Source organism: Pseudomonas sp. DSP3-2-3 (genome assembly GCF_049898225.1).
In the GTDB taxonomy this organism is placed as follows: domain Bacteria; phylum Pseudomonadota; class Gammaproteobacteria; order Pseudomonadales; family Pseudomonadaceae; genus Aquipseudomonas.
The window spans coordinates 255984-271258 of sequence record NZ_JAFCXH010000002.1 but is presented as its reverse complement, the minus strand read 5'-3'; the positions used below and the strand labels follow the sequence as shown (position 1 = coordinate 271258).

The 15275-nt window shown below is 61.1% G+C and carries 3 protein-coding genes; 1 reads left to right on the top strand and 2 read right to left on the bottom strand.

Features of this window, described 5'->3' with window-relative positions:
- Positions 1-435: 435 nt before the first annotated feature.
- Both ACP7E4_RS03940 and ACP7E4_RS03935 read right to left on the bottom strand, forming a co-directional pair.
- Positions 436-3570: a non-ribosomal peptide synthetase gene (locus ACP7E4_RS03940; RefSeq protein ID WP_426111691.1), complete on the bottom strand. Its 3135-nt coding sequence runs from the start codon at positions 3568-3570 to the stop codon at positions 436-438.
- Positions 3567-13832, bottom strand: coding sequence for an amino acid adenylation domain-containing protein (locus tag ACP7E4_RS03935; RefSeq protein WP_426111693.1), 10266 nt, complete (start codon positions 13830-13832; stop codon positions 3567-3569). Before ACP7E4_RS03935 ends, ACP7E4_RS03940 begins: the two co-directional genes overlap by 4 nt.
- A gap of 267 nt (positions 13833-14099) precedes the next feature.
- On the opposite strand from ACP7E4_RS03935, the gene ACP7E4_RS03930 reads away from it, so the two are divergent.
- Positions 14100-15233, top strand: a complete 1134-nt coding sequence (locus ACP7E4_RS03930) for a cupin-like domain-containing protein (protein WP_426111695.1) — start codon at positions 14100-14102, stop codon at positions 15231-15233.
- Positions 15234-15275 lie beyond the last annotated feature (42 nt).

Below are 15275 nucleotides of genomic sequence, written 5' to 3'. Positions count from 1 at the left end.
GGCGATTTCAACAAACGCCTGGCAAATGTCTGGTTCCTGGATTTCATGCGATGGATCACCCCGTTTGAATCGTTAAGTTGGCGGGCCGCCGTCTCTGAGGATGGCTGACCAGTAGAAAATGAGTTGCTCGTCGTTAGCCTCTAGGCGCCGTGTTTACTGCACATAGACACGTACCCGGGAATAAAGCGGGCAGCGGAAACGGTATTGAGCATTCAATGAACGAACGGGAAAGTTGAAAAATTAGTGAAATGGGGAAGTTTTATACGTTTACGAATATTTCGCGTTTTTTGGCAAAACTGGACACACCTCAAGCCCGTTGGAGCGAGCGGGCGGCGTTCCGACTTGCCCGCGAATTCGGGCGTCTCGGTGGGACAGATCCACCGCGTCATCGTTCTTCGCGGGCAAGCCTCGCTCAACAGGAATCAACTATTAGCTTCAGGCCCCCTGCCGCGCCCGCGCCAGCATCTGCGCTTTCTCTTCCGGGCTCATGCTGTCCAGTGTCAGACGCGCCCGAGCGATTGTCTCCAGTTGACCCGGACTCGCCTCCCGTTCGCGCAACGCCAGGGCCAGCGCCGCCGGGGTGGAATTATCAAAGACGATGCCCGGCTGCACTTCGCATTGCAGCAACTTGCGAATGCCGGCCACCAGCTTGATCACCAGCAGCGAATGGCCGCCGGCCGCAAAAAAGTCCTGGTCAACACTCAAGGTTTCCTGCCCCAGCAGTTGCGCCATGCGTGAAGCCAACAGCTGTTCCAAAGCATCGCGCGGCGCCAGATACGCATGCGCTGGCTCGCTGATTTCCAGTCGCGATAATGCCTGGCGATCCACCTTGCCATTGCCCAGACGTGGCATGCGTTCCAACAGTTGCATACGCCCCGGCACCATCACGGCGGGCAAACGCAGCGCCAGCTCGGCCTTGAGCGTTTCGCCCGATACGCCCTGCCCCGCCACGACAAAGGCAACCGGCTCCGCTGAAGACGGATCCAGCAACACCACGGCCTCGCTGACTTCCGGAAGTTGCAGCAGCTGCGCTTCAATTTCCGCCAGTTCGATACGGAAGCCGCGCACCTTCACCTGCTGATCCTTGCGCCCATAAAGCTCGATGCTGCCATCGGCGCGGTAGCGGGCCAGATCGCCGCTGCGGTACAGCCGCTCGCCCGTCGCAAACGGATTGGCGATAAACGCCTGATCGCCAGCAGCAGCGTTCAGATAGCCCCGCGCCAATTGTTGGCCGCCGATATACAACTCACCCAGCTCGCCGCCCGCCACCAGCTGTTGCCGGGCATCCAGGATGTACACCTGATTGTTGGGCAGCACCTGGCTGAGCGGAATACCGGGCTGCTGCGCATCGGCGCGTGTGACTGGATGGACCATCACGCCGACCGTGGTTTCGGTCGGGCCGTAATGATTGAACAAACGGCAATCGGGGCGAATCTGCAAAATTCGCTCGACCAGACTGTTCGCGACTGCCTCGCCGCCCAGCACCAGCGTCATCGGCAGGCTTGGCCGCTCGACATCCAGCAAAGCGCTCAAATGCGACGGCACGATTTTCAGGCAATCGATCCGCTGCGCCTCGATGAAGCTGGCAAAGCCCTGTGCATCCTGCATCACCTGATCACTGCAAATATGCAAGGTGGCACCGTTGTACAGCGCACCGTATAGGGTGGTATTACCCAGGTCGGCTGTCACTGTCGAACCCAGGGCGAAATGCTTACAGCCATCAAGAGCCAACTGGCGCGATACCCCGGCCGTGTAATTGAGCAATTGGCGATGCTCGATCACCACGCCCTTGGGCATACCGGTCGAGCCGGAGGTGAACAACACGTAGGCCGCGTCAGCGCCACTCAGCTCAAGTTCGGTCAAGTCCGGCGACTCAAGCGTCATCAGGTCTGCGGCGTCTTCGATCACCAGACTCGCGCCCGCCTGTTCGACGATCGACTGGCGGCGCGCCTGCGGCCAGGCCGGGTCAAGCGGCAGATAAGCAGCCCCCGCGCGCCATGCAGCCAGAATGGCCAGCACCTGATTCATCGAACGTGGCAGCGCCAGGGCAATTACGGAACCGCGAGTGATGCCTTGGGCGACAAAACCTGCGGCAACTTGACGAACCTGAACCTCAAGCTCGGCATAAGTCAGGCGCTGCCCATCGGCTTCAAGCGCGACGGCGTCCGGGGTTTGCTGCGCCCAGCGGGCAATGATAGTCGGCAACAAACCCTGATCGGACAGATTCAGCGGCGCAGGGTTGAGCGCCAGCAATGCCGCCCGCTCCTGCTCGCTCGACACATTGAGCTGAGCCATGGGCGTCGCCGCATTTTGCGGCGTGGCAATACTTTGCAGCAGCACTTGATACTGATCGAGCAAGCGCCGCACGGTGTTTTCCGCGTGCCGCTGCGGCAGAAAGTCCAGACGTACGCTGCTGGCTTTCTGGTGCTGATCAAGCAGCACATTCAACATCAGTTCGAACGGTGGCGCAGTTTCCGGCACTTCGATGGGCGTCCAGCGCAAACCCGCAGCCGTTTGCTGTTGAGCCGATCCGCGCACGGCAAAGCCATAGGCCGACGTGCCGACTGAAGCTGGCAGGTACTCCTGCCAAGTGCTGTGATCTTCCAGCTGCGCGCCAACGCCAGCGAGCCACATGCTGAATGGCTGGCTCATGTCGGGGGCGAACGTCAGCGGCAGATTCTTCTCGAACAGGCCAACGCTGTCAGTGAAGAATTCATAATCCCGGCGCGCATCGTGACGCCATATACCGACGAACACTTCGCGGCCGCTGATCCGCCCCAACAGCAGCCACCATGCAGCCTGCAACAGCGCTTCCAGTGGACGAGCCTGAGTTGCTGCCAGCGCATCGAGACGGGTCAACAACTCAGGATTGATTGCAGCCTCAAGACGCTGGATCGACGACTTGGCCAGCGTTCCCCGGCGGCGCTCCGGCAGATCCGGGGCCGTGGTTTCCTGCGAATTCAGCTGCGCCTGCCAATAGCTTTTGGCCGTCCCGGCGTCTTCGTCAAGCACCACTTCGCTGCGCCATTCCAGATACTGAGCGAACTGAGCCTGCTCTTCTTCACCGGCAACCTGGTTGCTGTAGGCCGCCAGCAAATCCCGGAACAGGATCTTCAGGCTTTCCTGATCCACGAGAAACTTGCCCACGCCCAGCACCAGTTGCCAGGCCTGCGTATCCCGGCGCAGTAACAGGGCTTCGGCGAACCGCCCTGTCGCCAGTTGCAACGGCCGGGCATACCACTGCGCCAGGCGTTGATCGATGACCTGGGTCGACTGGACCTGCTCATCCACCGTCAAGGCAAAATCCGGCCGACCCGCGCCGGGGAACTGGCGCTGGCCGTGGTAACCCGGCACCGAACGCAATTCAGTGGCCAACACCGGCTGACGCTGCACACATTCATTGAGGGCCAGTTGCAGGTGCTGCGGGTCCAGCGGGCCCTCGATGTCGATGCGCAGAAAATACCCGGAGTCGCCCCAGCTTGCGCCATTTTGCACGCGTTCAAGTTCTATCAGCTGCTCAGCCAGGAGGGCGAGGCCTGAATCGGTGATCACTTCGTCGTGCGTATTCATGCGTCAGTCCCTTGTGGTTCCATGACCGGTTTTGGCGTTTGTTGCAGTGCGCTGCGCTCGACCATCTCGCCCATGGCCACGACGATTTTGCGCGGTCCCTCGAACGGGTCACGGGCGTGGGCCGCGAGCATGTTGTCGAGCAGGATCACGTCGCCTTTGCGCCAGTCGAAGCGCACCGCGCATTGCTCGTACAGCTCGCCCAACTGGCGCATTACGTCGTCTTCGATAGGCGAGCCATCACCGTAATAGACATGGCGCGGCATGCGCTGAGCGCCGAACAAGCCCAGCAAATCTTCGCGCACGTCCGGGTCCAGGCAATAGATGTGGTGCAACTGCACCTGATTGAAAAAGCTTTTTTCGCCGGTGATCGGGTGTTCGATGATCGCCGGGCATGGGGTGCGAATCTGCAATTCGTCGTGGTCCAGCCATTCCCATTGAATGCCCGCCAACTGACAACGGGCCTCGACCTCGGCGCGGCTGTCGGTCTTGAAGAAGTGCTGCCACGACACGTCAAGTTTGTCGGCGAAAGTGCGCACATACAGCAGCCCCTTGGTTTCGAACTTCTCGCGCAGCGCAACCGGCAGCGAGCGATACATCAACCGGCAATCCACCACGGGCGTGGCACCGCCCACTGGCGAGGGTTGCTCGCAAAAGAACAATTGCTTGCGCGGCCAGCGATCCTGATGGGCGCTTTCGTTGTGGAACAGAATCATTTTCTTTTCCGGGTACGGCGTGGAGCGATAGGTATTCTTGCCGCCTTCTTTCTTCGGCAAGTCGCCGTATTGCCCGTATAACCCCGGCTGCACCGCTTCGGCAAAGGCTTCGAAATCCTCAATGTCATGCAACTGGAAACCCCGGAACAGAATGCCCGCATGATGGGCGAGCTTCTGTTCGATCAAGGGCCGATTGGCCTTGACCCATTCGATCAGGTCCAGGCTGGGGTCGGTAGGCTCCACCAGCAACGGAAACGGCTGGCCGGGGACGATCAGCGACTCGCGAAACAACGGTGCGGCGCTGGCGGTCTTGTTCGGCTTTTTCAGGAAAGAACCCAGTTTGTCGGCCTTGGATCGGGCCGGTGAAACTGCATCTGTTCCGACAGGTCTGGCTGCAATGTGGCTGGGCACGTTGATATCCCTCAATCTGATGTCTGGGTCACGCACGATGAGTTGGAGAATCTCCAGCCAGCTGTCGAGCAGGTGCTGGATACGCTCGGGCTTGAACAGGTCGCTCGCAAATTGCCAGGTGCCCTGCAACTGGCCGGCGCTCTGGTCGATGAACAGCGCCATGTCGAACTTCGAATAACCGCCCGGATCAGGCAGGACTTCCACGGCGACACCCTCGATGTCGGTGCTGGGCAGCGGCAGGTTGTTCATCACGAACAACACCTGAACCAGCGGATTGACGCCTTTGTGGCGCGGCGTTCCTGCCGCTTCGACGATCATGTCCAACGGCAGGTCCTGATGCTCGAAGGCACTCAACGCGGTTTCTTGAGTGGCCGCGAGGAAATCTGAAAATGGCTGATCGGCAGCGAAGCGCGAGCGCAAGGGCAGGATGTTGACGAAGAAACCGATCAAGCCTTCCAGTTCGGGTTGCTGACGCCCGGCCACATCCGCGCCGATCAGCAGGTCGTCGGCGTCGGTGCACTGATGCAGCAACACCTGAAACGCCGCGAGCAGCGTGCTGTACAACGTCACTCCGGCGCGTTGCGCCACTCCGTTCAGTGCATCGCCCAACGACGACGGCAGGTTGAATTGCAGGTTCGCCCCGGCATACGACGCACTGGCCGGACGCGGGAAATCCATGTGCAGCGGCAACAATCCGGAGCTGCCCACCAGCGCTTGCTGCCAATAACCGGCCTGCTCACGCAGGACGCCGCTGCGTTCCAACTCCAGTTGCCAGCGCGCGTAGTCGGCGTATTGCACCGGTAACGGCTGCAATGTCGACATCGCGCCCTGCTCCAGCGCCGCGTAATTCTGTACCAGCTCGTTGACCAGCACTGCCATGGACCAGCCGTCAGAAATGATGTGGTGCATCGAATACAACAGCACATGTTCGGTAGCCGATACGCGCAACACTTGCGCACGCAGTAACGGAGCCTGCTCCAGACTGATGGGCAGCCGTGTGTTGTCGGAAACCGCCGACGCGACGCGGGTTTGTTGCTCCACAGGCGAAAGATGGCTGATGTCGAGCAGCGGCATATCCAGGGTGAGCTGCGCGGAAACCTGAGCAATCGGGTCGCCTTCGTCATCGGCCAGATACGCCGTGCGCAGGATTTCGTGGCGCTGGATCAGCGCTGCCAGGCTGGCGCGCAACGATTCGATATTCAGCGCGCCGCACAAACGTAGCGCCAACGGCATGCCGTAAGCGCCGCTGCCGGAGCCAAACTGCTCGGCCACCCACAAACGGCGTTGCGCCAATGACAACGGCGCAGTGGCTTGCTCCCCTGCGGCGACCAACGCCAGCGTTTTGCCGGGAGTAACGGTGGCTTGCCCGGCCAGCCGCGCAGCAAACTCCTGCAACTGCGGTTCGGCGAACAGATCCCGCAGGCCAACCGGCAATGCGAGCTGCTGCTTGAGCCGCGCCACCACCTGGGTTGCCAGCAACGAATGACCGCCGAGCTCGAAGAAGTTGTCGTTCAGGCCGACCCGCTCCAGCTGCAATACGTCCTGCCACACCGAAGCGATGTGTTGCTCCAGCGCGGTACGGGGCGCGACATAACCTTGCGCCGCTTCACTGGCGTCCGGCATCGGCAAGGCCTTGCGATCCAGTTTGCCGTTGGGGGTGAGCGGCAAACGTTCAAGGAACAGCCAATGGGTCGGCACCATGTAATCCGGCAGCGTCTGCTTGAGACTGGCCTTGAGCGCTTCGCGGTCATTCACGCCGCTCACGTAAGCCACCAATTGTTGGCTATCGGCGATTTCCCGCGCCAGCACCGCTGCATCGCGCACGCCGACCTGCTGCATGAGTTGCGCTTCGATCTCGCCCAGCTCAATACGGAAACCGCGAATCTTGACTTGATGATCGATGCGGCCCAGGTACTCGATCACCCCGTCCGGGCGATAACGGGCCAGATCGCCAGTGCGATACAAGCGCTCGCCCGCCTTGCCGAATGGATCAGGCAGGAAGCGTTCGGCGGTCAACCCCGGACGCTGGAAATAACCCCGCGCCAGGCCTCTGCCTGCAATCAACAGCTCGCCCGCCACGCCGACCGGCGCCAGCTCGCCGTTGCCAGCGAGGATATACAACCCGGTGTTGTCGATGGCGGAGCCCAACCAGGGCTGCGGATCTTTGCCGAGCAACGGATGCTGCGCCGACCAGATGGTGGTTTCGGTCGGCCCGTACAAATTCCACACCTCGCCCAACCCGGCCATGCGCAACGCCAGCTCATCAGCCAGGGCCTCGCCGCCACAGAGCAATTTGCAGCCGCGCAACGCGCTGGCCTGCGGGCTGTCCAGCACCATGCGCCAGGTTGACGGCGTGGCTTGCAGCGCGCTGACCGCCTGTTCGGCAACGATCTTGAGGATGGCGTCGGCATCCATGGTCGCGTCTTTGTCGACCAGCACCACTCGGGCACCGACGATCAGCGGCAAGTAAAGCTCCAGACCGAAAATGTCGAACGAAAACGTTGTCAGCGACAGCATGCGATCCTCGGCTTTCAGGCCGGGTTTTTTCGCCATGCTCCACAGGAAATTGCTCAGCGCGCCATGGGGCACCATTACGCCCTTGGGCTTGCCGGTGGAACCCGAGGTATAGATGGCGTAAGCCAGGTTGTCCGGGGCACAACGTTGCGGCGGATTGACGGCATTCGGCGCGTGGTCGGCCAGTTCAACGATCAGCGTTTCGACATCAGCCGGGATCGGCAGCTGCGCCAGCAAGTGACGCTGGGTCAGCAGCAATTTCAAGCCGCTGTCCTGCACCATGTACGCCAGCCGATCCCCGGGATAAGCCGGGTCCAAAGGCACATAAGCCGCGCCCGCCTTGAGGATCGCCAACAGACCGACGATCATTTCCAGACCACGCTCCACCGCGATCCCCACCAGGACATCCGGCCCGACACCGCGTGCAATCAAGGCGTGCGCCAGCTGATTGGCATGGGCGTTGAGCTGTTGATAATTCAGTTGCTGCGTGCCAAACACCAGCGCCACGGCGTCGGGTGTGCGCTGCGCCTGTTGCTCGATCAATTGCGGCACCGGCGTGCGAGCAACATCCGTGAATGGAGGATTAAGCGCGAGAATGGCCCGCGCTTCGTCGGCAGCCAGCATCGCCAGCTCACCCACCGCCAGTTGTGGCTGCTCAAGCATGCCCAGTAACAGCGCCGACAGATGCCGACTCAACTGCTCGACGCTGCCTTGGGCAAAGTGCCGCAGGTCATAGCTGAAATGCACATCCAGGGTTTCGCCCAGACCTACCGCCAAGGTCAGCGGGTAATGGGTTTGTTCATGATTGAGCAGCTCGCCGAACTGCAAACCTTGCGGCGCGCTACTTTTCAGCACTTCAGAGACCGGATAGTTTTCGAAGACCATGATCGTGTCGAACAACGCCGCGCCGCCCTGCCCGGCCCAGCGCTGGATATCGAACAACGGCGTATGTTCGTGCTCGCGCAACCCCAGGTTCTGCGTCTGCACCGCTTGCAGCCATTGGCTGACCGGCTGTTCACTGCGCGGGCTGGCGATCACCGGCAAGGTGTTGATGAACAGACCGATGTGCTGCTCGATGCCGTCGACGTCCGCCGGACGCCCGGCAACCGTGGCACCGAACGTCACGCAGTCCTGGCCGGTATAACGCTGCAACAGCAGCAGCCAGGCCGCCTGCATCATTGTGTTGACGGTGACTTTCTGCTGGCGGGCGAACTCGCTCAAGCGCTGGCTCTGGCTGGCGTCGAAGCGCTGATAAAGGTCGCCGTAGCCCTTGGCCTGCGGTTGCTCGCTCGCAGCCAGCGCCGACGCCAGCAAGGTCGGTTCCTGCAATACCGCAAGCTGGTTGCTCCAGAATCCCTGGCTGAGCCCGGCATCCTGACGTTGCAGCCAGGCGATGTAATCCCGATAGCGCCCGACCTGCCGCCCGGGAGCTTGCCCCTGATAGCGCTGCAAGACTTCGCCCAACAGCTGCGAATTACTCCAGCCGTCCATGAGAATGTGGTGGCTGGTGTAAATCAGCTCGTGGCAATCATCGGCAGTGCGCACCAGCAACAGGCGCAGCAAGGGCGCTTGCGTGAGGTCGAAGCCTTTGTCCCGCTCTGCCACGGCGAGGTCTTTCAACGCAGTCTGTTGATCGGTTCGATCACGCCAGTCGAGCATGCTGAACGGGATCTCTACATGTTTAAAGACAACCTGAATCGGCTGCTCCAGTTCAACGCTGTCCGGACTTACGCCTTCGGGGACGAGTCCCCTCCTACCAGGTTTTGCGCAAATCTGGACGTGTCCGGGAGCTTTGACAATAAATCCGCTGCGCAGGACATCGTGACCATCCACTGCCGCCTGCCACGCCGCACGGAAGCGCTGGGTATCCAGCCCACCAATCGACAGCCGAATCTGATTGATGTAATCCCCGCCGTTCTGGTCCAGCAGGCTATGAAACAACATGCCCTGCTGCATGGGCGCCAGCGGGTAAATATCCTCGACGCCACTGGCTGCGAGTGTCAGGCCATCCAGTTGTTTTTGGCTCAGGCGCGCCAACGGGAAATCCGAAGGCGTCATCCCGTGGTTGACGCTGCACGTGCAGTGCTCGATCAGCGCCGTCAGTTCACGGGCGTAGTTATCCACCAGACACTGAATGGTTGAGTCATGGAATATTTCGTGACTGAAATTCCAGTCTAGCTGCAATTCCCCGCCAGACACCTGACCTTCGATGCTCAGCCAGTTGGCCAGCGGCGCTTGTTCGCTTTGCCCCAAGCCACTGCCTTCCCTGGCAGGAACGAACGACGCGCCCTCGTCGAACTGCTGATCGAACTGGCCCAGATAATTGAAGGTTATGCGCGGTTGCGGCGCAGCTGCCAGGGACTGATTGCGCGCCAGATAACGCAGCACGCCGTAACCGACGCCTTTATTCGGCACGCCACGCAGTTGCTCTTTGATGGCCTTGATCGAATCGCCAAGATCTACAGATGGCATCAGAAGCATTGGATACAGACTGGTAAACCAGCCAACGCTGCGAGTCAGGTCGATGTCGTCGAACAGCTGCTCCCGGCCATGGCCTTCCAGTTGAATCAGAGTCGAGGCGTGGCCGGTCCAGTTGCAGACAACCCGGCTCAGGACTGTCAACAGCAAGTCATTGACCTGGGTGCGATACGCCGCCGGAGCCTGTTGCAGCAATTGCCGGGTGCGCTGCTGGTCCAGACGCAGGCTGATGCGCCGCGCCACCGCATTGGTTTGGCCGCCGTGCGGATTGTCGCAAGGCAGATCCGGCGCGGCCTGTTGCAGCTGTGCCTGCCAATACGGCAGCTCCGCCTCAAGCGCCGGGCTTGAGGCGTATTCGGCTAGCCGCGCCGCCCATTGTTGATAGGCGCTGGTTTTGAACGCAGCTGGCAATTCCTGCCCGGTTTGCGCCTGGGCATAAGCCTGTTGCAGATCCTCAAGCAACACGCGCCAGGAAACACCATCCACCACCAGGTGATGGACCACCAGCAGCAGACGCTGACTGCCATCGGCCATCTCCACCAGCAGCGCACGCAACAGCGGCCCGTGACTCAGGTTCAGACTGGCCTGCGCGTCGTTGCACAGGTCACGCAGATGCTCGGCGCCAGTTGCCGTGCGTTTCCAGAGTTCCACGGGCTGCGCTTCGGCGTGCCATTGCTGCCAATCCTGCCCAGCGTCGATGTCGAAACGCAGGCGCAACGCATCGTGTTGTTGAGTGAGCCAGTCCAGCGCGCACTGCAATGCCAAGCTATCCACAGTTTGTCGGGGCGTCAGCAACACCGCCTGATTCCAGTGCTGACGCTCGGGGATGGGCTGCTGGAAAAACCACTGCTGAATCGGTGTCAGCAATGCCGGACCGGTCACCGCTTGCTGATTGAGCAACAGCGGCGTTTCCTCCCGGGCGACTTCAGCAAGGCTGCGCAAGGTCTGATACTGGAACAGATCCCGTGGCGTCAGCGTCAGACCGGCTTGACGCGCGCGGCTGACCACCTGAATCGAGACGATGGAATCGCCGCCCAACTCAAAGAAATTGTCGTCCAGCCCAACCTGAGTCACGCCCAGCACTTGCTGCCAGATTTCCTCCAAGGCCCGCTCCTTGACGGTGCCGGCCGCGGTGAAGCGCTGCGCCTGAAGCACATCCGGTTGCGGCAACGCTTTGCGATCCAGCTTGCCGTTGGGCGTGGTCGGCAACTGGTCGAGCTGCACGAACAGATTCGGCACCATGTATTCCGGCAGCGTCAGCAGCACGTGATCCTTGAGCTGCTGATTGAGCGCCGCAGGGTCTTCGGGCGCGACATCCGGCACGACGTACGCCAGCAAGGTCTTGCCGTCGTGGACCAGCACCACCGCGTCCTTGATCTGTGCATGGCTGAGCAAGCGCGCTTCGATCTCGCCCAGTTCGATACGAAAACCACGCAGCTTCACCTGATGATCGATGCGCCCGACGTACTCGATTACACCATCCGGGCGATAGCGAGTCAGGTCGCCGGTGCGATACAGACGCTCGCCGTTTGCTGCAAATGGGTCAGGCACGAAACGTTCCGCGGTAAGCCCGGGCCGCTCAAGATAGCCTCGGGTAATCCCGGCGCCCGCCAGATACAACTCGGCAGCGACAGCCACGGGTGCCGGCTGCAGATCGACGTCGAGCATGTAGCTGCGAGTGCCGCTCAGCGGTCGGCCGATATTGGCGCTGCCACCGACTTCGCGACGGGTCCAGGTGGAGTAAGTGGTGTCTTCCGACGGGCCGTACAGATCGTAAACATGCTCGATGGTCTGCCGTTGATACAGCGCCTCGACCAGCGATTGCTTGAGCGGTTCACCGGCCAGATTGATGATGTGCACGCTGTCGGGAATCTCGCCGCTGCGTTGCAGCGCCGCGACTGCCGACGGCACGCTGTTGATCAATCGCACCTGATTTCGCGCTGACAGTTGCGGCAACTCCAGCGCGTTACGCGCCAGCACGATGAAACCACCGCTGGCCAGGGTGACGAAAATCTCCCAGACCGAAAGGTCGAAGCACACCGACGTCGAGGCCAGTACGCCCTGCAAATCCTCTTGGCTGTAAACCTGCTGCGACCAGTCGATCAGCGCCGCAACGTTGCCATGGGCAATCGCCACTCCCTTAGGTTTGCCAGTCGAACCCGAGGTGTAGATCACGTAGGCCAGGTTCTGCGCCGACACCCGAGATTGCGGCGCGCCTTGGGGATAATCCGCCAGCCATCCGGCATGATCGAGCAACACCACGGCCGCCTGAGTCTGCGGCAAGCCCGCCATGACCGCGCTTTCGGTCAGGAGCACCTGAGCCTGGCTGTCTTGCAGCATGTAGGCGACACGTTCGGCGGGATATTCCGGGTCCAGCGGCACATAAGCGCCACCGGCTTTGAGCACCGCCAGCAAGGCGATGATCAAGCCATCACTGCGCGCCATGGCCACGCCGACCCGCACTTCCGGGCCAACGCCAAGCTCGATCAGTTTGTTCCCCAGCTGGTTGGCGCGGATGTCGAGTTGCCGATACGTCAGGCGCTGCTCGCCGTGGATCAGCGCCACGCTGTCCGGCATCGCCGCGACCTGTTCAGCAATCAGCTGGTGGATACAGCGGTCCGGCTGTTGAACATCAGCCTTGGGGTTCCAGGTATGGATCAGGGTTTGATATTCAGCCGGGGCGAGCATCGGTAACTCGCCGACGCATTGCCGAGGATCGCTGACGATGGCCTGCAGCAGGTTGGTCCAATGACGGGCCATACGCTCGATGGTCGCGGGCTCGAACAGATCACTGGCATAGGTCAGCGCCGCTTGCAGCTTGCCGGCCTTTTCCCAGGTGTCGAGAGTCAGGTCGAACTGCGTGGTACGGCCCCGATTTTCCACCAATCCGAGAGTCAGTCCGGAAGCCGTGGTGATCGAACTGATGTCGGCGACGTGCGGCTGATGGTTGTACATCACCTGAAATAAAGGCGTGTGGCTGAGGCTGCGTTCCAGCTTGAGCGCCTCGACCAGACGCTCGAACGGCAAATCCTGATGCGCCTGGGCGCTGAGTGCGGTTTCCTTGATGCCTTGCAGTAAATCGCTGACCCGAGTCTGGCCGTCCAGCTGGCAGCGCAGCACCTGGGTGTTGACGAAAAAGCCGATCAAACCCTCGATTTCGCTGCGATTGCGGTTGGCAATCGGCACGCCGACGCGAATATCGCGCTGGCCGCTGTAGCGATGCAGCAGCACATTGAACGAACCGAGCAACAGCATGAACAAAGTGACGTTGTGCTGTTGGGCCAGGCTGCGCAGCTGTTCGACTAACTGGCCATCCACGGCAAACTCGTGACGCACACCGCGATAGCTGGCAACCGCAGGCCGGGAATGATCGGTGGGCAACTCCAGCAGCGGGTGTTCGTCGCCCAGTTGCGCCTGCCAATATTCCAGCTGCCGAGCCTGCTCGCCAGCTTCCAGCCAGCGCCGCTGCCACAACGCGTAATCGCTGTACTGGATCGGCAGCTCGGCCATTTGCGCTGCGCGACCTTGCTGATGGGCGTCGTAGAAGCGGGTGAACTCGTCGATCAACACATTCATCGACCAACCGTCGGAAACGATGTGGTGCAGGGTCAACAGCAGCACATGCTCCTGGGCGCCGAGCTTGAGCAGTTTGACCCGCAGTAAAGGCCCGCGAGCCAAATCAAACGGTTGGGTCGCTTGCTGCTGCGCCTGCTCCTGCACCCTGGTTTCGCGCTCGGCAGCGGGCAAGTCGCTGAAGTCCTCACGCCCGATAACCAACGCGGTGACGCAGGGCACCTGACGCAGACTGTCATCGGCCTGGCGTTCAAACACCGTGCGCAGGGTTTCGTGACGCTGGATCAGACTGGCGAACGCTTGCTCGCAGGCTGATTCGTCCAGCTGGCCGGTCAGCCGCACCGCGCCCGGCAAGTTATACGCCGCGCCTTGCGGATCCAGCTGCCAGAGAAACCACATGCGCTGCTGGGCGTAAGACAAGGCATCGCGGTCTTCGGCTACCACGCCCTGAGGAATCGGAAACACCGAAAAATCGATCCCTTCACGGCGCAAACCATCGAGAAACAACTGGCGTTTCTGCAACGGCAACTCGATGAAGCGGCGGGCGAGTTTCAGGGAGTCTTGTGCATTCATCAGCAGGCATCCGTCCAAAGAAGATTGGGAGCCACGGGCTCGACCAGTCCTCAGAAAACGGATGGCATGAGGCAAAAATTAGCGCGCGCCCATTTCCTGTGGGAGCGAGCTTGCTCGCGAAGCGGTCGGTGCCGCCAGCACATGCCTTGGGACTGAAATATTGCCTTCGCGAGCAAGCTCGCTACCGTGGCATACGGCCCACTCCAATAAATTTCCCGATCGCTCACTCGTTCCCCCTTCAAGCCCAAACCAACAAGAGTAAGCGCCGTGGATCTGCAGCCCGTCCTGTCAAAGTTGTTCGTCAATGCCGGTTCGGTCGGTATCGAAGGCGTCTTTCAGTTCATCTTCGGTGCTGATCTGGCGATCTGGTCCGATGTGCAGGCGCGCACCGTGACTGAAACCGGCCGCCACGCGCGGCCGGACGTGACCATTGAAGTCAGCAAGACTGACTTTCTCGGCATCATGAGCGGCGTCGCCAACGTCGAGGAGTTGTTCGCCAGCGGGCGTTTGAAGATCGGCGGCAATATGGGTCTGGCGACGTTGCTGCCGCAAATCATCGACAGCGCCCGACGCGGCACCGTCAAGCAAGAAAAAGTCGATATCAACCAGCGCTACCCGACGCCGCCGCGTTTCAGCGAGCGCGTCTCGGCCAGCCTGCCAACTCAGGTCAGCGTCGAAAGAAGACCGCGCAGCGCAGTCACGGTCGGCGAATTCAGGAACCACTACCTGCTCGAAGGTATTCCGCTGATCATCAGCGACGCCCTGCAGGACTGGCCGCTGTTCAACATGAGCCGCGAACAATCCCTGAGCCATTTCGCCGAATTGCAGGGCATCACCCGTCACGGCGACTACGTGAAGAAAACCTTCTCTACTGACCGCGACTTCCGCTCCACCTCCATGGCCGACTTCATCGCCTCGCTGGAAAAACCCGCCGACAAGAGCGCCAACGGCCAGCCGCCGGCGTACATGGGCAATAACATCCTGCCCGCGCAGTTATTGGCGCAAATCAAGTATCCGCCCTACTTCGAGCAATCGCTGTACATCGCCCCGCGCATCTGGATCGGGCCCAAAGGCACCCTGACCCCGCTGCACCGGGACGACACCGACAACCTGTTCGCCCAGGTCTGGGGCCAGAAATCCTTCATCCTCGCCGCGCCCCATCACCGCGAAGCACTGGGTACCTGGTCAACCTCCCCCAAAGGCGGCCTGGACGGCTGCGACTTCAACCCAGACGCCCCCGACTACCAACGCTTCCCCACCGCCCGCGACGTAACCTTCCTGCGCATCACCCTGCAAGCCGGCGACCTGCTGTTCCTGCCTGAAGGCTGGTTTCACCAGGTGGAATCGATTACCACATCGCTGTCGGTGAATTTCTGGGTGAATTCGGGCCGGGGTTGGTAGGCCGTAAATACAATCCGTTGGAGCGCGGCAGAGGCCTGCTTA